Source organism: Nonomuraea sp. NPDC049750 (genome assembly GCF_040659625.1).
Lineage (GTDB): Bacteria > Actinomycetota > Actinomycetes > Streptosporangiales > Streptosporangiaceae > Nonomuraea.
Genome location: NZ_JBFANB010000004.1, coordinates 352,506 through 372,196 on the forward strand (window position 1 = coordinate 352,506; position 19,691 = coordinate 372,196).

At 71.6% G+C, this 19,691-nt stretch carries 15 protein-coding genes; 1 reads left to right on the top strand and 14 read right to left on the bottom strand.

Features of this window, described 5'->3' with window-relative positions:
• Positions 1-99 precede the first annotated feature (99 nt).
• Positions 100-690 (top strand): TetR family transcriptional regulator, encoded by a 591-nt coding sequence (locus AB0J16_RS13480; RefSeq protein WP_358538204.1) that lies wholly within the window; start codon positions 100-102, stop codon positions 688-690.
• 512 nt (positions 691-1,202) lie between these two features.
• Here AB0J16_RS13480 and AB0J16_RS13485 read toward each other — a convergent pair.
• The 14 genes from AB0J16_RS13485 to AB0J16_RS13550 all read right to left on the bottom strand — a co-directional run bounded on the left by AB0J16_RS13485 (position 1,203) and on the right by AB0J16_RS13550 (position 19,672).
• A complete protein-coding gene (locus AB0J16_RS13485) occupies positions 1,203-3,803 on the bottom strand; it encodes a hypothetical protein (RefSeq protein ID WP_358538207.1) in 2,601 nt (866 codons plus the stop codon).
• 42 nt (positions 3,804-3,845) lie between these two features.
• Positions 3,846-4,718, bottom strand: a complete 873-nt coding sequence (locus AB0J16_RS13490) for a DivIVA domain-containing protein (RefSeq protein WP_357945415.1) — start codon at positions 4,716-4,718, stop codon at positions 3,846-3,848.
• Positions 4,719-4,824: 106 nt separating this feature from the next.
• Positions 4,825-5,118 carry a YggT family protein gene (locus AB0J16_RS13495; RefSeq protein WP_357945412.1) on the bottom strand — a complete coding sequence of 98 codons (294 nt, stop codon included), beginning with the start codon at positions 5,116-5,118 and terminating at the stop codon, positions 4,825-4,827.
• Between the two features lie 80 nt (positions 5,119-5,198).
• Positions 5,199-5,699 carry a cell division protein SepF gene (gene sepF / locus AB0J16_RS13500; RefSeq protein WP_225291780.1) on the bottom strand — a complete coding sequence of 167 codons (501 nt, stop codon included), beginning with the start codon at positions 5,697-5,699 and terminating at the stop codon, positions 5,199-5,201.
• 140 nt (positions 5,700-5,839) lie between these two features.
• Entirely contained in the window at positions 5,840-6,517 is a 678-nt protein-coding gene (locus AB0J16_RS13505) for a YggS family pyridoxal phosphate-dependent enzyme (RefSeq protein ID WP_358538848.1), read from the bottom strand.
• Positions 6,518-7,278: 761 nt separating this feature from the next.
• The gene (gene ftsZ / locus AB0J16_RS13510; protein WP_358538210.1) at positions 7,279-8,772 is read right to left on the bottom strand and encodes a cell division protein FtsZ; all 1,494 of its coding nucleotides are present in this window, start codon (positions 8,770-8,772) and stop codon (positions 7,279-7,281) included.
• Between the two features lie 640 nt (positions 8,773-9,412).
• A complete protein-coding gene (locus tag AB0J16_RS13515) occupies positions 9,413-10,075 on the bottom strand; it encodes an FtsQ-type POTRA domain-containing protein (protein WP_358538213.1) in 663 nt (220 codons plus the stop codon).
• Positions 10,076-10,488: 413 nt separating this feature from the next.
• Positions 10,489-11,889, bottom strand: a complete 1,401-nt coding sequence (murC, locus tag AB0J16_RS13520; RefSeq protein ID WP_358538216.1) for a UDP-N-acetylmuramate--L-alanine ligase — start codon at positions 11,887-11,889, stop codon at positions 10,489-10,491.
• The gene (murG, locus tag AB0J16_RS13525; protein ID WP_358538218.1) at positions 11,886-12,962 is read right to left on the bottom strand and encodes an undecaprenyldiphospho-muramoylpentapeptide beta-N-acetylglucosaminyltransferase; all 1,077 of its coding nucleotides are present in this window, start codon (positions 12,960-12,962) and stop codon (positions 11,886-11,888) included. Before murG ends, murC begins: the two co-directional genes overlap by 4 nt.
• A 12-nt stretch (positions 12,963-12,974) precedes the next feature.
• Positions 12,975-14,270: a putative lipid II flippase FtsW gene (gene ftsW / locus AB0J16_RS13530; protein ID WP_358538220.1), complete on the bottom strand. Its 1,296-nt coding sequence runs from the start codon at positions 14,268-14,270 to the stop codon at positions 12,975-12,977.
• Entirely contained in the window at positions 14,267-15,646 is a 1,380-nt protein-coding gene (gene murD / locus AB0J16_RS13535) for a UDP-N-acetylmuramoyl-L-alanine--D-glutamate ligase (protein WP_358538222.1), read from the bottom strand. Before murD ends, ftsW begins: the two co-directional genes overlap by 4 nt.
• A complete protein-coding gene (gene mraY, locus AB0J16_RS13540) occupies positions 15,631-16,686 on the bottom strand; it encodes a phospho-N-acetylmuramoyl-pentapeptide-transferase (RefSeq protein WP_357945394.1) in 1,056 nt (351 codons plus the stop codon). The genes murD and mraY overlap by 16 nt, the downstream gene beginning before the upstream one ends.
• A complete protein-coding gene (gene murF / locus AB0J16_RS13545) occupies positions 16,683-18,143 on the bottom strand; it encodes a UDP-N-acetylmuramoyl-tripeptide--D-alanyl-D-alanine ligase (protein ID WP_358538224.1) in 1,461 nt (486 codons plus the stop codon). Before murF ends, mraY begins: the two co-directional genes overlap by 4 nt.
• The gene (locus tag AB0J16_RS13550; protein ID WP_358538226.1) at positions 18,140-19,672 is read right to left on the bottom strand and encodes a UDP-N-acetylmuramoyl-L-alanyl-D-glutamate--2,6-diaminopimelate ligase; all 1,533 of its coding nucleotides are present in this window, start codon (positions 19,670-19,672) and stop codon (positions 18,140-18,142) included. The genes murF and AB0J16_RS13550 overlap by 4 nt, the downstream gene beginning before the upstream one ends.
• Positions 19,673-19,691: the final 19 nt, after the last annotated feature.

The following is a 19,691-nucleotide window of genomic DNA, read 5'->3' on the forward strand; positions in this document are numbered from 1 at the left end:
ACATGGGGAGGTCGTCGTGTCGGCCAGGCGCCATACCGGCCAAGAAACTATAATCACTATAGATTCAGATGCATTCTAGTTTTGGGATACGGTGGAGGCATGGCAACGACGATGGGGCGCCGCGAGCGCAAGAAGGCACAGACCCGCCGGGCGTTGTCGGACGCGGCGTTGCGGCTGTTCGCCGAACATGGCTACGACGGCGTCACCGTCGCTCAGATCGCCGACGAGGCGGACGTCTCCATCGCCACCCTGTTCGCGCACGTGCCGGACGGCAAGGAAGCGCTGATCTTCGACGACGGCGCCGAACGACACGTGTGGCTGGTCGCCGCGATCCACGACCGCCCCTCCGGTCAGTCGGTGCTGGAAGCCCTGCGCCGCTGCCTGGCCGGCCGGGGACCCTTCACCGAAGACCTCCCGCCCGACCTTCGGCGCAAACGCGACCTGATCGTGGGTACGCCCGCCCTGCGGGAATACTCACGCAAGCTCTGGATAGCGAGCGAGGGCGCCCTGGCCGAGGCGATCGCCACGGAGAGCGGCCGCGACCCCGCCGACATGACGGTCCGCGCTCTCGCCCGCTACGTCCTGGAGATCCCGGAGCTCGCGGGCACGGAAGCGGACCCCCTGGCCGCGATGCACGCCATCTTCGACCTCCTCGAATCCGGCTGGCCCGAATCACCCACGGACACCTGACCGGCCCACCTGACCGCGCCTCACCCGGACGGGCCCTACCCACGGGCCCCTATCCGGACGGGCCCGCCCCGCCCGCTCCGCCGCTCAACCCGATCCGACGGGACCCCTGACCGCACCCCGCCCGACCAGACCCCTGACCGCACCCCGCCCGACCAGACCCCTGATCGCACCCCACCTGACCGGGCCTCACCCGGTCCGCTCGCTCCGCCGCTCAACCGACCCGCTCGACCCGACCAGCTGGACCCGGCTCACACGCTTCTGCCGATCGACCTGGCCCCTTGCTCGGCCTGGGCCGTGCGGTCTTCAAGGGCGGCCGAGGTGATTTCCCAGGCGAAGGGGCCTCGATGGCTGGCCCGCCCCGCCGACGATCTCGCTGGCCAGCCCGCCCGCGATCTACATGCCCGCCGGTCCGGCCTCCACGACCGGCGGCCCGACAAACCGCAGTGGCCCAGCATCCGGGCAGCCTCTACGTTGGCCGCTGAACCAACGTCGAGGCTTTCGCCCGGGCTCACCTAGCTGACGGACTCGCGATCGTTCTGGCAGACCGAGCAGCTCGTCAAGCCAGCCGACTCGGCCTGCGAGATCGTCATGGTCTCCACACCCGTTTCACCCGCGCCCCGGATGAGGGGGCAGGCGGTGCTGTGGTAGCGGCGAGTGCCGACGATGACCTTCACCGTGGCCGACCGCCCGCTCTTCCCCGCGCCTTCGCTGTCGGGCTTGCCACCCTCACTGTCGGGCTTGCCGCCCGTGGTGGTCGCTTCTTTGGCGGGGTCGGCGTCTCCCCCGCCAGAGGACCCCTTGGCAGACGCGGCGCTGTCCGACTTAGTGGACGAGACGCTATCCGGCTTCGCAGACGCGGCACTGTCCGACCTGGCCGATGCGGCACTGCCTGGCCTGGCCGATGCGGCACTGCCTGGCCTGGCGGGTGCCGGGGTGTCCGGCCTGCCGGACGCGCCGCTGTCCGGCCTGGGCGGCGTGGGCCCGGATGCGGGCTCGGGCGCTTTGGCCGCTGCCTTGGCGCTCTCGGCTGCCTTGGCGCTTTCCGCGGGTCTGCTCGCCGCAGGCGTCGTACCGGCAGCGGGTCTCCCACTGGCCGGGCGCGACCCACTCGGCGGCCCAGCGCTCTCTGCCTTGGGCGTAGCCCCGGAAGCGGCTCCGGGCTGCACCGGCATGATCACGGTCCCGCCCACCGACTCGGACCGCTCTCCCTTGGCCCCGGACGTCTCCCTCTTGGCCCCGGACCGCTCTCCCTCGGAGCCGGACGTCTCCTCTCCGGAGCCGGACGCCTCCCCTCCGGATCCGGGCCGCGCCGGCTTACCGGACGCGGTCGGCGCCGTAGGCAGAGGACCCTTGGGCTTGGCCGCGGACTCGGCCGTCGAGGCGGGACGCTCGGGCGCCACGGCCGGGTGCTCAGGCCGGTCCGACGACGGGCTCCAGCCGGCTTTGCCGGGGCCGGGGCGCTGCGGCGCGGGCTCTCCCGCTTGTACGGCACGCTGAGGCGCCGTCGCGGGCCCAGAGTCGTCGACGTCCGGCGCGACACCTCGGCCCTGAGCGCCACGGCCTTGAGCATCACGGCCTTGAGCATCACGGCCTTGAGCATCACGCTCCTGACCGCCAGGCTCGGAGGTCCCTTGGGCCTGACCACTACGCTCGGCGGTCCCCCGGGGCCGGCCACCACGTTCGGTGGCCCCTTGGGCCGGTCCGCCGCGCTCGGGCGCACCTCGGTCCGGTCCGCCACGGCTCTGACCGGCGGCCTCTGCCGCAACGGACGAGGGGCGCTCTCCGGGCCGACCTACTCCCGGCTTTCCGGGCGTCTCGGGCCTTCCGGGCGTCTCCGGCTTGCCGGTCGCCCCAGGTTGGCGGCTTCCGGGCTTGCCAGTCTCGGTACGTCCGCTTCCGGACGGGCCGGACGACGGCTGACCGGACCCAGGCTTGCCCGACGCTGGCTGGCCGCTCCCAGGCTTGCCCGACGACGGCTGCCCGCTCCTGGTCTGCCCGGACGACGGCTGGCCGGACGACGGCTGGCCCGACGACGGCATGGTGGTGATGTACGGGGCCAGCCTCGGACCGGCGGAAGGGTCGGACGACGGGGGTTCCGTACGGTCCTTGCCGGGCCCTGAGGCGGCCGGCTTGGTCGTGGCGCTGGACGACGGCGCGGGCTCCGCGGGGCGGGCGAACCAGCCCGTCGGCTCGGCCGGGGCGTCGGCGGGGTCCGGGGCGGGGGTGGCGGCCTTCGAGTCGGGCTTCGGCTTGGTCGGGCCGCCGGACACCGGGGGGCGCAGGTCGCGCGTGGCGCCGGGCGCCTCGGCCCGGAGGTCTGCGGGGACCTTGGGAGTCTGCGAAGGCTCGGGGCCACGCTTGGGAGCCGATGAAGGGCCGGAACCAGGCTTGGGAGCCGATGAAGGCGCGGATCCGGGCTTGGGGCCGCCGACCGGCGCGGGGCCCATAGCGGACACGGAGCCGGTAACGGGGCCGGAAGCGGCGCCGGTAGAAGAGCCGGGGCCGGAAGCGCCGGGCAAGGGGGTGACGGCGGGCTCAACGCCGCCGGGCTTGGAGGCGGCAGCGGGCTCGGGGCCGGCGGCAGGCGGCAGCTGCCGTCCGCCCAGCGCTGCGTCCGGCAGGCACGCCGTACAGGGCGTGAAGCCCTCCTCGCGCGCCTCCTCGTACGTGAGCTCCTCTTGATCCCGTCCGATCAGCTGGCGGCAACCCGGGACGTGATAGCGCTTGCGTCCGGGGATCACCAGGACGAGCGCGTCCGGGGAGATCCCGCGCACCGCGGGACGGCGTTGCGTCGGCGCGGTGGCCGTCTGCTGGTGCGTCTGTGGACGCGGCGACGGCGGCGCTCCCATCGGGGCCCCCAGGGGACCCGGCTGGGTCTGGCCATGCGGCAGGCCGACCGGCGCGTGCCCCACCGGCGGGGTGGCCGGCGCAGCGGCCCGCCCACCACCGGGAAACAGCTCGTGACGCCGCAGCAGCGCCCCGATCACCAGGAACAGCGCGGACAGCACGCTGACCACGATGGACCACATGATCAGGAACGGCTTTGCCAGAACGAAGCCCGCGATCAGCAAGACAACCGCCGCGAGCACCAAACCAGCACTGATTAGGATCACAAAGGGCTCTTTCGAGTGACGGGTCCTTGATGACCCGCTACTTTACCGGCGGTCGTTGTGCGGACCGTCACCGCCGGGGAAAGCGCCCTGCGGGGAGTCACCGCCGAACGGGTTGGGACCACCGGGGAGAGGCTGCTGACCACCCTGAGGCACCGCGTGCGACATGGCCGGGGCCGCCGCCGAGGGACCGCCGCCGGTCATGACCGGGAAGCCACCGCTGCCTTCCGCGGAGACGTTCAGCTCGGCGAGCTGGTTCTCCAGGTAGAGCTTGAGGCGGCTGCGGTATTCGCGTTCGAAGCTGCGCAGCTCCTCGACCTTGCGCTCCAGCTCGTCACGGGTCTGGACGAGAGAACCCATGGCCTGGCGGTGGCGCTCCTGCGCGTCGCGCTCGAGCGTCTCGGCGCGGGCACGGGCGTCGCCGATGACCTGCTCGGCCTGGCGGCGAGCCTTGGTGAGGATCTCGTCGGCCTCGCGGCGGGCGCGGGTGACCGTCTCGTCCGCCTCGCGGCGGGCGTCGGAGATCGCCTGGTCGGCGGTCTGCTGGGCCAGCGCGAGCACGCGGGCCGCGGTGTCCATGTTGTCCTCGGCCGGAGGCATGTTCATGACGGGGACCGGCTGAGGCTGCTGCTGCGGCTCGGGAACCTTCATCGGCTCCGGCTGCGGCGGCATCATCATCTCGGGCTTCGGCTGCTCCTGCACCGGAGCGGAGGCCATGGGCATGCTCATGCCCCCGGGCACCTTACCGCGCAGGCACTCGGCCAGCTTGGCGCGGAGCTCCTCGTTCTCTTGGATCAGGCGGTCGAGCTCAGCCTCGACTTCGTCGAGGAAGGCGTCGACCTCTTCCTCGTCGTAGCCCGGCCGTAGCCGAGTGGTACTGAACTGCTTGTTCCGCACATCAGCGGGCGTCAGCGGCATCTTTTGGTCTCCTTGGCGCGCTTGGAGTCTGTCCGGAGGGACGGTTAACCCGAATCACTTCAGCGCGGACACGAGTTGGATCACGACCGGTGCCCCACGGCCTCCATCACCGCGGGCCCAGTGATCCGGCGATCTGGATCAAGAGCAGAACGATGATGAAGAGGACTGTGAAGCTTAGGTCAAAGGCCACCGTACCCAACCGGAGCGGGGGAATGAAACGGCGGAGGAACTTGAGAGGTGGGTCGGTTGCGGTGTAGGTGGCCTCGGCAAGCACGAGCACGACGCCCGAAGGGCGCCACTGACGGGCGAACGCCTGGACCGTCTCAAAGATCATCCTGCCGATGAGCAGCACCAAATAGAGAGACAGGACTACGACCAAGATCTGGCTTACGATCCCCACGGTCTGGCCGCGCCTCCACTTCTGATGTGCCCGCCGGGCCTCGGTGAGGCCTGGTTGGGTGCGATAGACATACAGAGACTCTAACTCTGGTTGAAGAACCCGCGTTCCGCGATTCGAGCCTTGTCCTCGGCGGTCACCTCGACATTGGCTGGGGACAACAGGAACACCTTGTTGGTAACACGTTCAATGCTGCCATGTAGGCCAAAGACCAGACCTGCCGCGAAATCGACCAGGCGTTTTGCGTCGCTGTCAACCATCTCGGTCAGGTTCATGATGACCGGGGTGCCGTCGCGGAAGTGCTCGCCGATCGTCCGGGCCTCGTTGTAGGTCCGGGGATGGAGGGTGGTGATGCGCGCCAGATCGGTCGTACGGCGCTCCAGGACGGTCGTGGATGGCCTCGGCGCGGGGACCCCGGAGTCTGCCTCGTCGTCGCGTTCCTGGACCGCTACGGCCCGCTCCTCGCCGGTCCGCGGGGGCTCGTCCTCGTAGGCGTACTCGTCCGGGTAGGTCTCATACCTCTCGTAGCGGTCGTCCTCCACGAGACCGAGGTAGACCGCCATCTTGCGCATCGCGCCGGCCATCGCTACGTCGTCCTCCTGCTCATGGTCGCACTCGCTCGGGCCTGTCGCCGGGTCCGAGGCGGTAGCCGTACCCCCTTGGAGCTCACCGCTGATCGACCTCTACTGGTGGTGTGAGCCTGTAAGACCCACTTGACGGGACATTACCTGACGAAGGGCTTGCGACGACCGAGCAACGCCGTACCGACCCGAACGTGTGTCGCGCCGTGCGCGACGGCCGCGCCGAGGTCATCGCTCATGCCCGCCGACAGCATCGTGGCACGGGGGTGGCGCTCGCGTACGGCGGCGGCCAACTCTCGCAGCCGGGCGAACGCCTTGCCCGGGTCCTCCCCCAGCGGCGCCACGGCCATCACCCCGCCCAGCCACAGGTGCGCGGCCGCGGCGATCAGGTCGGCGATCCCCGGCACGTCGGCGGGCCTGGCGCCGCCTCTGGCCGGGTCGTCGTCGAGCGCCACCTGCACGAGGCAGCCGACCTGGCGCCCCTGCTTCCCGGCCTCCCGGCTGATCACCTCGACCAGCCTGGGCCGGTCGACGGAGTGGATCACATCGGCGTAGGAGACCACCGAACGGACCTTGTTGGTCTGCAACTGGCCGACGAAGTGCCAGGTCAGGGGGAGCTCCTGGCATTCGCGCGCCTTGGGGGCGGCCTCCTGGTCGCGGTTCTCGCCGACCTCGCGGACGCCGAGCTCGCACAGCAGGCGGACGTCGGAGGCGGGATAGGTCTTGGTCACGGCGATCAGGGTCACCTCACTCCGATCACGCCCGACCGCCCGGCACGCCTCGGAGATCCGCCCCTCCACCTCCGCCAGCCCCGCCGCGATCTCATCCCGCCGCGCCCGATCGGTCACGTCTCGCCGCGCCGGGCCACTCTCGTCCCGCCGCGCCTGGTCAGTCTCGCCCCGCCGAGTCCGGTCGGTCTCGTCTTGCCGCGCTCGATCCGTCTCGTCACGCCGCGTCCCGTCACTGGCGTCTTGCCGCGCCCGGGCCGTCTCGTCACGCCGCGTCCCGTCACTGGCGTCTTGCCGCGTCCGGCCGGTCTCGTCCGTACTCACGCTCACGTCCACCTCTTCGCTCCGCTCGGGTATCTCTCTGCCGCAGGGCGCGCCTCCCATGTGGTGCGGCGCTGTTCTTCTGGTACGGCAGGCCCGGTGGGCCCCACCCGCCGCACGGGGCCAGGGGCCTCCAGGAAGACGGCCGCTGATCCCGCACGGGGCCGGCCGCCGTGACGAGGCACGTGAGTCCGGTCACCCCAGCTCTACACGACTCCCGACCACCCCGACCACCTGAGTCGACCACCCCGGCTCCATGCGGGCCCAACCACCCCGGCTATGGGAAGTCCCGACCATCCCCGGCCGCGTGAGTCCGATCGCTCCCGCTACGTGGGTCCGGCCACCCCGCCACGTGGGTTCAGCCACCCCGGATACGTGAGTGAGATCACCCCGGTTACGTGAGTGAGATCACCCCGGCCCGGTGAGCCAGATCACCTGGCTGGAGGAACCGGCCCCGAACGCGGCTGCGCCGCTCCATTCCCCCGGTGAAGGGCCATCGAGGCCCGGTGAGGAAGGAGCGGCGGAGAGTCGGACTACTTGAGGAAGTCGGGGACGTCGAGTTCCTCCTCCTGCTCCTCGAAAACCACCGGACGGCGTTTGGCGGGCTCCGACATGCGGGAGGTGATGGGCGTGGGCGGATTGGCGGGCTCGGGCGTGGGCCGCGGGATCGAGACGGGGCCGGAGGGCTCGTCGGCGATCGGCTCGTGGGCCGCCGGCTCGGGCGCGCTCTCCACCGGACGCACCGGCTCGGGCCGATGGTCGGAGCGGAAGTCGGACCGCTGGTCCGGGCGCGGCGGTTCGGGACGGAGGTCGGCGCGCGGCTCGGACAGGGGCTCAGGGCGAGGCTCGGGCCTGAAGTCGGAGCGCGGCTCAGGGCGAGGCTCCGGCCTGAAGTCGGGGCGCGGCTCGGGACGCAGTTCGGGCCGGGGCTCGGGGCGCTGGTCGAAACGCTGCGGCGCGGGCTCGGCCTTCACGCTGGGCGCCGAGACGCTGGGGCGTACCGGCGACGACACGGGCGGGGCCGTGGACGCGGCGGCGGGACGGCTCTGCGGGCGCGGGAGCGGCTTCTCCGCCGGCGGCGGCACGTCGTCGAACCCGGCGGCGATCACGGTGACGCGGACCTCGTCGCCGAGCGCGTCGTCGATGACCGTACCGAAGATGATGTTGGCGTCGAGCGCGGCCGCCATCGACACGAGCTGGGCGGCCTCGTTGATCTCGAACAGGCCGAGGTCGGAGCCGCCGGCGATCGACAGCAGCACGCCGTGGGCGCCGTCGATGCTGGCCTCCAGCAGCGGGCTGGAGACTGCCATCTCGGCGGCGGCGACCGAGCGGTCGTCACCGCGCGCGTGGCCGATGCCCATCAGCGCCGAACCGGCGCCCGACATGACCGACTTGACGTCGGCGAAGTCGAGGTTGATCAGGCCGGGCGTGGTGATCAGATCGGTGATGCCCTGCACACCCGACAGCAGCACCTGGTCGGCCGCCTTGAACGCGTCGAGCACGCTCACTTGCCGGTCGGAGATCGACAGCAGCCGGTCGTTGGGGATCACGATCAGCGTGTCGACCTCGTCGCGCAGGGTCTCGATGCCGGCCTCGGCCTGCGAGGCCCTGCGACGGCCCTCGAAGCTGAACGGCCGGGTCACGACACCGATCGTGAGCGCGCCGAGCGACCGGGCGATGTTCGCCACGACGGGCGCGCCGCCGGTGCCGGTGCCGCCTCCCTCACCCGCGGTCACGAAGACCATGTCGGCCCCCTTGAGGACCTCCTCGATCTCCTCACGATGGTCTTCGGCCGCCTTGCGCCCCACATCGGGGTTGGCGCCGGCTCCCAGCCCGCGGGTGAGCTCGCGGCCCACGTCGAGTTTGACGTCGGCGTCACTCATCAGCAGCGCCTGGGCGTCGGTGTTTATCGCGATGAACTCGACGCCCTTGAGTCCCTCCTCGATCATCCGGTTGACGGCGTTCACTCCGCCGCCGCCAATGCCGACGACCTTGATGACCGCGAGGTAGTTCTGCGGTGCTGCCACGACGAGGGGCCTTTCCGCTCGTTGACTTGCCATTTCGGTGCGGATCGTCTCCGCGTTCTCTGCTTCGTTAACTCTCAACCTCAAGTTGAGATTCAGATTTATGTCAACCTGAGGATTGATACGGACAGTAGGAGTTACGCTCCGGGCGGGTCAACTAACCGCGCCGCAAGCACGTCCGGCGTGTCGCGGGCTGTCCGTTTCGCTCCGTCGTCCCGCCAGGTCGGAACCCTCCTCTGCCACGCGCCGTGTTACAGGCTCTCACGCCGGAAGCCCCATCCCGGACAGACTCGGCCATCGGCGGGCGGCATGATCGGCGCGCTCTGACAGGTGCGCCGCCCTTTATGCGACGCATATCCCGTAGGACGCGCCAACCCCACCCCCGGATCACGCCGTACGACGGCTCCGTTGGCGGCACGGTGGAATCCGGGCGCTTGACCGTCACCACGTGGGCGGGGGTCCAGCTCCGACGCTTGACCGCCACCACGTCGGTGGGGTCCAGCTCCGGCACTTGGCCGCCACCACCTCGGCAGGGTCCAGCTCCCACGCTTGAGGGTCACCACGTCAGTGGGATCCGGCACTTGAGCGTCACCACCTCGGTGGGGTTCGGCACTTGAGCGTCACCACCTCGATGGGATCCGGCTCATTTGAGCGTCACCACGTCGGGTGAGCTCACGTCGTAGACGCTGGCCTTGCGGCGCAGGAGGGTCTTGAGGATGCGAGCCTTGTCCGCGCCCCGGTCGGCCCCGCCCCAGACGACGCCGCGGCCGTCGGAGAGCTCCAGCGACACACCCTCGGGCGAGGAGGCCCGGACCCCCCGTACCTTGGCCGCGAGATCGTCGGGCAGTGACTGGATCACCCGCAGCGCGGCCATGGTCGTGGGGTCGCCGGCGGCGGGGCGGTCCACCTTGAGCGTCGGCAGGCCGGGCGGGACCGTGTCCTGGAGCTCGATGACGACGCCCCCCTTGTCGATCAGCGCCGCCTTGCCGCCGGCCGTGATCGCGGCGATCGGCTCGCGCTCGACCACCTCGATCTTCAGCGTGCCCGGCCAGACCCGGTCGACCTTGGCCGAGGCGAGCTGCCTGATCTGCATCACCCGGGCCTCGACGCCGGCCAGATCGACGGTGGCCAGCGGGTGCAACTCGGGCACCCCGGCCTGTTGCTCTATGCGCTCAGCAGGCACTGTGACATTTCCCACGATGTCGATCGATCGTACGCCGAGCACGGGCGAGAAGAAGATCAGCCAGACGGCGCAGCCCACCACTCCGGCGGTCAGCAGTACCAGAAAAGCGTTGCGCGCCTTCATCGCCCTCCCAGGGTCACCCACCTTGCGCAACCGGCACGCCGTGCGCCACCGAACCTACGCCGCAAGAGTCACCGCCACGCACGCCGCGCGCCACTGAACCTACGCCGCGTCCGGCCACCGCCCACGGCGCCACGCCAGAGTCCCACCGCCAGAACCCCCGCCGCCCGGCCGCCTGTGGCCGCCGGCCGTGAGGGACGGCGGGGTCATACGGCGAAGAGCCACGCCACGCGCAGCGGACCACGGCGTCGTCCCGCGCGGAGCCACGCCAGATGTAGTGGACCGCGGAGTCGTCCCCTGCGGAGCCACCCCAGGCGCAGCCGGCCGCGCAGCCGTCCCGCAAAGAGCCACGCCACGCATAGTCGCCCGAAGAGCCGTACCGCGCGGAGCCACACCCGAGGTGGCCGGCCGCCGAATCAGCCCGCGGAGAGCTGCTCAAGGATCTGCGGTCCGAGCTCCGTCACGTCGCCCGCGCCCATCGTCAGCACGATGTCGCCGCCCCGGGCCCGAGCCGCCACCAGGGCCGGCACCGAGGCCCGGTCCGGGGCGTAGACCACCTGCTCGGCGGGCAGCCGCACGCGGCCCGCCACCATGGCCCCCGACACGCCGGGCTCGGGGTCCTCGCGGGCGCCGTAGACATCGAGCACGATCGCCTCGTCGGCCAGCCCGAGCGCCGTCCCGAACTCCTCGGCGAAGAACCTGGTGCGCGAGTAGAGGTGTGGCTGGAAGATCGCGATGACCCGTCCGTCGCCCGAGTAGGAGGCCACCACGTCACGCGCGGCCCTCAGGTCGGCGGCCAGCTCGGTCGGATGGTGGGCGTAGCTGTCGAACACCGCGACCCCACCCGCCTCGCCCTTGGCCTCGAAGCGCCGCTTGGCCCCGGTGAAGGTCGCCAGCCCGTCTCTGATCTCCTCGAACGGCAGTCCCAGCGCCACGGCCACGGCGACCACGGCGGTGGCGTTGAGCGCGTTGTGCGCCCCGGGGACGGCCAGCCGGACCTCGCCCATGCCCTCGATGGTGTACGTGGTGCCGAACCCGTCGGGCCTGACGTCGCGCACGCGGTAGTCGCCCGTCTCGCCGTACGTGATGACCTTGATGCCGCGCGCCCGCGCCACCTCGGCCAGCTCGGCCGCCCCAGGGTCGTCGGCGCAGGTGATCAGCAGCGACCCGACGCGGTCGGCGAAGCGGGCGAAGCTGTCGTGCACGGCGCGCGGATCGCCGTAGTTGTCGAGATGGTCGGCCTCGACGTTCGTCACCACGGCGATGTCGGGCGCCAGCATGAGGAAGGACCCGTCGCTCTCGTCGGCCTCGGCGACGAACACCTCCCCCGACCCCTCGTCGGCCCCCAGCCCGGTGGTGACGAGCTGGCCGCCCACGCAGTAGGACGGGTCGGCCCCGCACTTCTGCAGCGCGACGGTCATCATCGAGGCGGTGGTGGTCTTGCCGTGGGTGCCCGCGACGGCGACGCCGTTGCGCCCGGCCATCACGGAGGCGAGCGCGGCGGCTCGCGGGATGACCCGCAGCCCCTGCTTGAGCGCCTCGCCCAGCTCCGGGTTGGAGTCGCGGATCGCGGTGGACACCACCACCGTGTCCACGTCCCTGATGTGGGAGGCGGCGTGGCCGATGTGCACGATCGCGCCGAGCTCGCGCAGCTCGTTGACCTGATCGGTGCTGCGCGCGTCGCTGCCGGACACCCGCACCCCGCGCTTGAGCAGGATGCGCGCGATCCCGGACATCCCCGCGCCGCCGATGCCGATGAAGTGCACGCGCCCCAGCTCTTCTGCGGCGACGGGATCGACCAGCTTGACGAGACTCATCGGGCTATCTCCAACACTTTCCTGGCCAGAATGATATCGGCGTCCTTCCGTCCCAGTCTGGAGGCGGCCTCCGACAGGGCCACGACCCGCTCGGGACTGTGGAGCACGGGAAGGACGTTGTGGACGATCCAATCAGATGACAGGTCGGCGTCGCCGACCACGAACCCGCCACCGCCCGCCGCGATGCGCTCGGCGTTGATCCGCTGCTCGCCGTTGCCGTGCGGCAGCGGCACGTAGGCGGCGGGCAGTCCGACCGCGGTGAGCTCGGCGCAGGTCAGCGCGCCGCTGCGGCACAGCGCGAAGTCGGCGGCGGCGTACGCGAGATCCATGCGGTCGAGGTAGGGCAGCAGGACGTATTGGGGGTCGCCGGGCGGCGGCTCGCGCTCGACGGTGTTCTTGGGGCCGAGCACGTGCAGCACCTGCACGCCGGCCGAGCGCAGGACCGGCGCGGCGGCCAGCGCGGCCTCGTTGAGCGACCTGGCCCCCTGGGAGCCGCCGAACACCAGCAGCGTGGGCCGGTCGGTCTGCAGGCCGAACCAGGAGCGGGCCTTGTCGCCCATCGACAGCCGGTCCAGCGAGACGATCTCGCGGCGCAGCGGGGTGCCGATGTATTCGGCCTTGCCCAGCACGTGGTCGGGGAAGCCGGTGAAGACGTGGTCGGTGAGCCGGGCGCCCAGCCGGTTGGCCAGGCCGGGCCGCGGGTTGGCCTCGTGCACCACGATCGGCAGGCCGCGCCGCTTGGCCGCCAGGTAGGCCGGGGTCGCCACGTAGCCGCCGAAGCCCACCAGGACGTCGGCCTGGACGCGGTCGAGTATCGCCGCCACCGCGTTGACCGCACCGGCCAGCCGTCCGGGCACGGTCAGCAGCCGGGGCGTGATCGCCCTCGGCAGCGGCACCGCCGGCACCAGCTCCAGCTCGTATCCCCTGGCCGGGACCAGGCGGGTTTCGAGGCCGCGTTCGGTGCCCACACAGGTTATGCCGATGCGCTGGTCATAATGGCGCAGCGCGTCCGCAAGGGCGAGAGCCGGCTCGATGTGCCCGGCCGTCCCGCCACCGGCGAGGACCACCCTCATCTAGGTCACTCCCTAACGTCTCACTCGGCCTTTGGTCGTTCCCCCCAGGCCAAGCCAGCTTAGGGCCCGTACGGCCGGTCCGGGGCCACGAGCGGCCAGAGCCTCGCGCGCGCCCGGCTCACGTTTCGCGAACGACAACAGCATCCCCAGGGCGGCGAGGGTCGGCAGGAGGGCCGACCCCCCGTAGGAGACCAGGGGCAGCGGGATGCCGGTGATGGGCACCACGCCGAGCACCGCGCCCATGTTGATGATGGCCTGGCCGACGATCCAGGCCACGATGGCGGCGGCGGCCAGCCGTACGAAGGAGTCCTTGACCCGGGCGGCGACCCGCAGGCCGGCGTAGCCGAGCAGCCCGAACAGCACCACCACGGTCAGGGTCCCCATCAGCCCGAGCTCCTCGCCCAGGATCGCGAAGATGAAGTCGCTCTCGCCGTGGGGCAGCCAGCTCCACTTGGCCCGGCTGCTGCCCAGGCCGAGCCCGAACCAGCTGCCGGAGCCCATCGCGATCTGCCCTTGTACGGCCTGGTAGCCGTCGCCCTGGGCGTCGGCCCACGGGTTGAGGAAGGCGCCGATGCGCGCCATGCGGTACGGCTCCACCTTGATCATGATCAGCGTGGCCAGCACGGCGAGCGCCAGGATGCCGCCGAACAGCTTCACCGGCGCGCCCACCACCCACAGCAGCGACAGGAAGACCATGAACAGCACCAGCGTGGTGCCCAGGTCCCGGCCGAACATGACCATGACGGCCAGGAGCGCGGTGCCCGGCATGAGCGGGATGAGCAGCTGCCGCCACTCGATGCGGCCCTGCCGCGCCCTGCGGGCCAGCAGGTCCGCTCCCCACAGCGCGAGGGCCAGCTTGGCGGGCTCGGAGGGCTGGATGCTGTAGGAGCCGACGTCGATCCACCGCTGCGCGCCCAGCTGGGACGAGCCGATGAACAGCACCATGACCAGGCCGATGAACGACAGCGCCATCAGCGGGTAGCCCGCCCAGCGGAAGAACTTGTGCGGCAGCCTGGAGCAGACCCACATGAGCGTCACGCCCAGACCGGCCGACAGCGACTGCTTGATGAACCAGGTGAACGGGTTGTCGGTCTTCTGCATCGCCTCGATGCTGGAGGCCGACAGCACCATCATCAGCCCGAGCGCGAGCAGCAGCCCGCAGCAGCCGATGATGAGGTAGTAGGTCGCCAGCGGCTTCTCCAGCAGCTCCTTGAGCACGGCGAGCTGGTCGCGGATCCAGCCGGTCGGCCCTTCGACCGCGCTCTGCCGTGGCCGCTCAGGAGCCTGTGGAGAGGTGGTCGTGCTCACGTGGCCGCCTCCAGGCCGCGTACGGCTCGCGCGAAGGCCTCCCCTCGGGCCGGGTAGTTGGCGAACATGTCCAGCGACGCGCCGGCCGGCGACAGCAACACGGTGTCTCCGGGGGAGGCGAGCCTGGCGGCTTCGGTGACGACACGATCCATCGCACCAGTGTCTTGGGCGGAGATGTCCACGACGGGGACATTCGGCGCGTGTCGCGCCAGAGCTTCGGCGATCCGGGCGCGGTCCACGCCGAGCAGCACCGCGCCGCGCAGCCTGGGCGCTGCCTGGCGTACCAGGTCGTCCACGTCGGCGCCCTTGAGCTGGCCGCCCGCGATCCACACGATCGAGGGGTAGGACGACAGCGCCGCGCCGGCTGCGTGCGGGTTGGTGGCCTTGGAGTCGTCGACGTAGTCGACCTCGCCGACCCGCTCGACGTGCGCCATGCGGTGCGGGTCGGGCACGAAGTCGCGCAGGCCCTGGCGTACGGCGTCGGGGGTGACGCCGAGCGTGCGGGCCAGCGCGGCGGCGGCGAGCGCGTTGGCCACGTTGTGCGGCGCCAGGGGGCGCACGTCGGCGAGGGTCGCGAGCTCCTCGGCGGCCTCGGCGGGGTTGGCCACGAACGCCCGGTCCACCAGCAGGTCCTCCACCACGCCCAGCTGGCCGGGCCGGGGCACGCGCAGCGTGAAGCCGACCTTGTCCGGGTAGGGGGCGGCCAGCCGCGACGCCTCGGGGTCGTCGGCGTTGTAGACCACGGTGCCCGCGCGCTCGAAGATGCGTCCCTTGGCCTCGGCGTACGCCTCCATAGAGCCGTGCCAGTCGAGGTGGTCGGGCGCCACGTTGAGTATCGCGGCGGCGTGCGGGGCGAGCGTGCTCGACCAGTGCAGCTGGAAGCTCGACAGCTCGACCGCCAGGGCGTCGTACGGCTCCCCCACGGCCTCGACCACGGGCAGGCCCACGTTGCCCACGGCCAGCGCCTTGCGCCCGGCGGCCAGCAGGATGGAGGTGAGCATGCGGACCACGGTCGTCTTGCCGTTGGTGCCGGTCAGCGCGAGCCACGGGGCCGCCTGTGCGGGGCGCAGCCGCCAGGCCAGCTCCACCTCCCCGACCACCTCGACGCCCGCCGCGAGGGCCGCGGCGATCAGCGGGTGGTGCGGCGCCCAGCCGGTGGTGACGAGCCGGGTGACGCCCGCCGGCAGCTCCATCGGGCCGAAGCGCACCTCGACGCCGAACCCGGCGAGCTCGGCCGCCACGGCGCGCCGGCGTTCGTCCTCGGCGGCCTCGACCACGACGACGGGCTCACCCCGCGCGGCGAGCACCCGCGCCACGGCGGTGCCGGAGACGCCGAGCCCGGCCACGCAGGTGAGAGCCATTACTTGGGCATCCATTCGACGTAGAACAACCCGAGCCCGAGTGCCGCGCAGAGTCCGGCGATGAGCCAGAAACGGACCACGATCGTGGTCTCGGCCCAGCCCTTGAGCTCGAAGTGGTGCTGCAGCGGCGCCATCCTGAACACCCGTTTACCGGTCATCTTGAAGAAGCCGACCTGGATGATCACCGACATCGTGATGATCACGCACAGCCCGGCCAGGATGATGAGCAGCAGCTGGGTGCGGGTGGCGATGGCCAGACCGGCCAGCACGCCGCCCAGGGCCAGCGAGCCGGTGTCGCCCATGAAGATCTTCGCGGGCGGGGCGTTCCACCACAGGAACCCGATCAGCGCCCCGAGCACGGCCGCCGCCACCACCGCCAGGTCGAGCGGGTCCCGCACCCAGTAGCAGTTGGGGCCGAGCTGGTCGATGCAGTTGTTGCGCAGCTGCCAGTTGCCGATCAACACGTACGCGCCGAGCACCACCCCGGTCGCGCCACTGGCCAGGCCGTCGAGGCCGTCGGTGAGGTTCACCGCGTTGGAGAACCCGACGATCATGATGAGGACCCAGATGGTGAAGCCCACGATGCCGAGCGAGGGCCCGAAGTCGCGCAGGAACGACAGCCTGGGCTCGGCGGGGGTGATGCCGTAGACGTTGGCCTGCTGGGTCACCAGCACCGCGAAGACCGCGCCGATGACGAGCTGGCCGAGCGCCTTGGCGCCGCTGCGCAGGCCGAGGCTGCGCTGCTTGTAGATCTTGATGAAGTCGTCGAGGAAGCCGACCGCGCCGAGCCCGGTCATCAGGAACAGCACCAGCATCCCCGAGACGGTCGGCGCCGACAGCGTGGCCAGGCGGGAGGCGCCGTAGGCGAGCAGCGAGGCCAGCACGATCACGGTGCCGCCCATGGTGGGCGTGCCCCGCTTGCCGTGGTGCCCGGACGGGCCCTCCTCGCGGATCTCTTGGCCGTAACCGCGCCGGGAGAACAGCCGGATGGCCAGGGGCGTCCCGAGCATCGACAGGATCAGCCCCACCGCACCGGCGATGATGATGTCGGTCACTGCGTGGCCCCCCCGAGCAACTGCTCGGCCGTCCGCTCCAGACCCATCGCCCGGGGCCCCTTGACCAGCACCGCGTCACCCGGCCGCAGCCAACCGGCCAGCTCGGCCGCCGCGGCGGCGGCGTCGGGCACGTGCAGGATGAGCGTCTGGGGCGGCTGCGCGGGTGCTCCCGCCATCGGCGGGCCTCCCGCGAGCGGGAGCGGCGGGCCCGCGGCGGAGGCCGCCTGAGCGGCCGCGTAGGCCCCCTGAAGCACCGGCTGGGCGTCGGGCCCGGCCACGATGAGGCCCGCCAGTCCGGAACCGCCAGCCAGGCGGCCCAGCTCCTCGTTGAGCGCTGCGCTGTCCTCGCCCAGTTCGCGCAGGGCGGCGATCACGGCGAAGCGGCGGCGGCCCTTGCCGAGCACGCCGAACGTCTCGAACGCGGCCCGCATCGAGTCGGGGTTGGCGTTGTAGGCGTCGTTGACGATCGTGACCCCATCGGGGCGGTCGGTGACCTCCATCCGCCACCGGCTGCGCGGCGTGGCCTCCGACAGCTCCGCGGCGATGGTGGCGACGGGCAGGCCGAGCTCGTAACCGGCCGCGGCGGCGGCCAGGGCGTTCTCCACGGCGTGCGCGCCGTACAGCTTGAGCCGGACCTGCCCGGAGCCCGAGGGGGTGCGCAGCGTGAACGAGGCGCGCCCGCGCTCGTCGACGACGACGTCCTCGGCGCGGATGGCGGCGGCCTCGGAGCGGCCGAACAGCGTGACCCTGGCGTCGGTGCGCGAGGCCATCTCCAGGACCAGCGGGTCGTCGGCGTTGAGCACGGCCACGCCGGTGCGCGGCAGCGCCTCGACGAGCTCACCCTTGGCCTTGGCGATGGCCTCCTTGCCGCCGAACACGCCGATGTGGGCGGTGCCGACGTTCAGCACCACGCCGATCCGCGGCGGCGCGATGCGGGCCAGGGCCTGGATGTGGCCGATGTTGCGGGCGCTGAGCTCCAGCACCAGGTAGCGGGTGTCGGCGTCGGCCCTGAGCACGGTCAGCGGGTGGCCGAGCTCGTTGTTGAAGGAGCCGACGGGCGCGATGGTCGGCCCGATCCGCCCGGTCAGCCGGGCCAGGAGGTCTTTGGTGGAGGTCTTTCCGGCCGAGCCGGTCACGCCGATCACGGTGGCCTGGGGCAGCGCGGCGGCGTGGGCCGTGGCCAGGTCGGCCAGCGCGGCGGCGGCGTCGGGGACGATTACCGTGGGGGCCTCGACCGGCCTGGTGGCCAGCACGGCGACGGCGCCGGCCCGGATGGCCTGGGCGGCGTAGTCGTGGCCGTCGACCCGCGCGCCCTTCAGGGCGACGAACAGGGATCCCGGTTCTACGCCCCGTGAGTCGATCACGACGGGACCGCGCACCACGGCGCGAGGGTCGGCCATGCCCGACAGGGCGCCCGAGGTTATCTCGGCGATCCTGGCCAGAGGCAACGGGATCATGCGTGCTTCCTGCTTTCCTTGCGTGCGTCGATCGCTCCGGCGACCACTTCGCGATCGTCGAAGGGGATCACCTCACCTGAAACGTACTGGCCCTGCTCGTGACCCTTGCCTGCCACGACGATCACGTCGCCACGCCCGGCCCGGCCGATCGCCAGGTCGATCGCGGACGCGCGGTCGGGCTCAATGATCACATGAGCGCGGTCGTGCTGCGGAACGCGGAGCGCTCCTTCCATCATCGCGGCCAGAATGTCCAGAGGGTCCTCGGAACGAGGATTGTCGCTCGTGAATATGGCCACATCGGCCAATCTCGCCGCGGACTCGCCCATGACGGGCCGCTTGCCCGCGTCGCGCTCGCCGCCACAGCCGAGCACGACGACCAGCCGGCCCGCGGTGACCTCGCGCAGCGAGCGCAGCACCGACTCGACCGCGGCGGGTTTGTGGGAGTAGTCGACGATCGCCTGGAACTCCTCGTCCGCCTGCGTGATGCGCTGCATGCGGCCGGGGACGCCGATGAGCGTGCCGACGCCGTGGACGGCGGTCTGCAGCGGCACCCCGGCCTCGACGAGCGTGACGATCGCGCCGAGCGCGTTGGCGACGTTGAACGGGCCGGGCAGCGAGATCTGCGCGTCGGCCTCGACGCCGCCGGGACCGGTCACGCGGAAGGTGCTGCCGTCGGCGCCCAGCCGCACGTCGAGCGCCCGCCAGAGGGCCTCGGGCGCGCCCAGCGCGGAGAACGTGGTCATCGGCACCTTCGCCACCGACAGCAGCTCGCGGCCATAGGGGTCGTCGATGTTCGTCACGCCCACGCGGGCCAGCTCGGGCTGGAAGAGCCGGGTCTTGGCGGCGAAGTAGTCGTCGAAGTCCTTGTGGAAGTCGAGATGGTCCTGCGACAGGTTGGTGAACAGGGCCACGTCGTAGTGGAGGCCGTCGACCCGGCCGAGCGCCAGGGCATGGCTGGAGACCTCCATGGCCGCCGCCGTGACCCCCGCCTCACGCATGAGCGCGAACAGGCCGTGCAGCTCGGTGGCCTCGGGGGTGGTCAGCCTGGGCTCGAAGCGCAGGTCGCCGGCGCGGATCTCGACGCCGCCCACCAGCCCGGTGGTGTGGCCCGCGGCCCGCAGGCCGGCTTCGAGCAGGAACGAGGTGGTGGACTTGCCGCTGGTGCCGGTGACGCCGAGCAACTGGATGTCGTCGGCCGGCCGGCCGTAGACCCAGGAGGCGACCTGCCCGAGCACGGCTCGGACGTCGGGCACGACGAGGACGGGCAGGCCCGTGGCGGCGGCGGCCGCGCGGCCGCCGGGATCGGTGAGGACGGCCACGGCGCCGAGCGCCATGGCCTCGGCGGCGAAATCGGCGCCGTGGGACCGGTTGCCCGGCAAGGCCACGTAAAGATCTCCGCGCCGCACGTGGCGGGAGTCGATCGTGACACCGGTGAGCGGGGCGTACGGCGACCGCGACGTGCCGGAATCGGCGTCGAGCATGGTCGCCAGCCCGGTCAGCGGGCGGGGCGGACTGGTCGTTGGACGCATAGACGACGGGGGACGCACG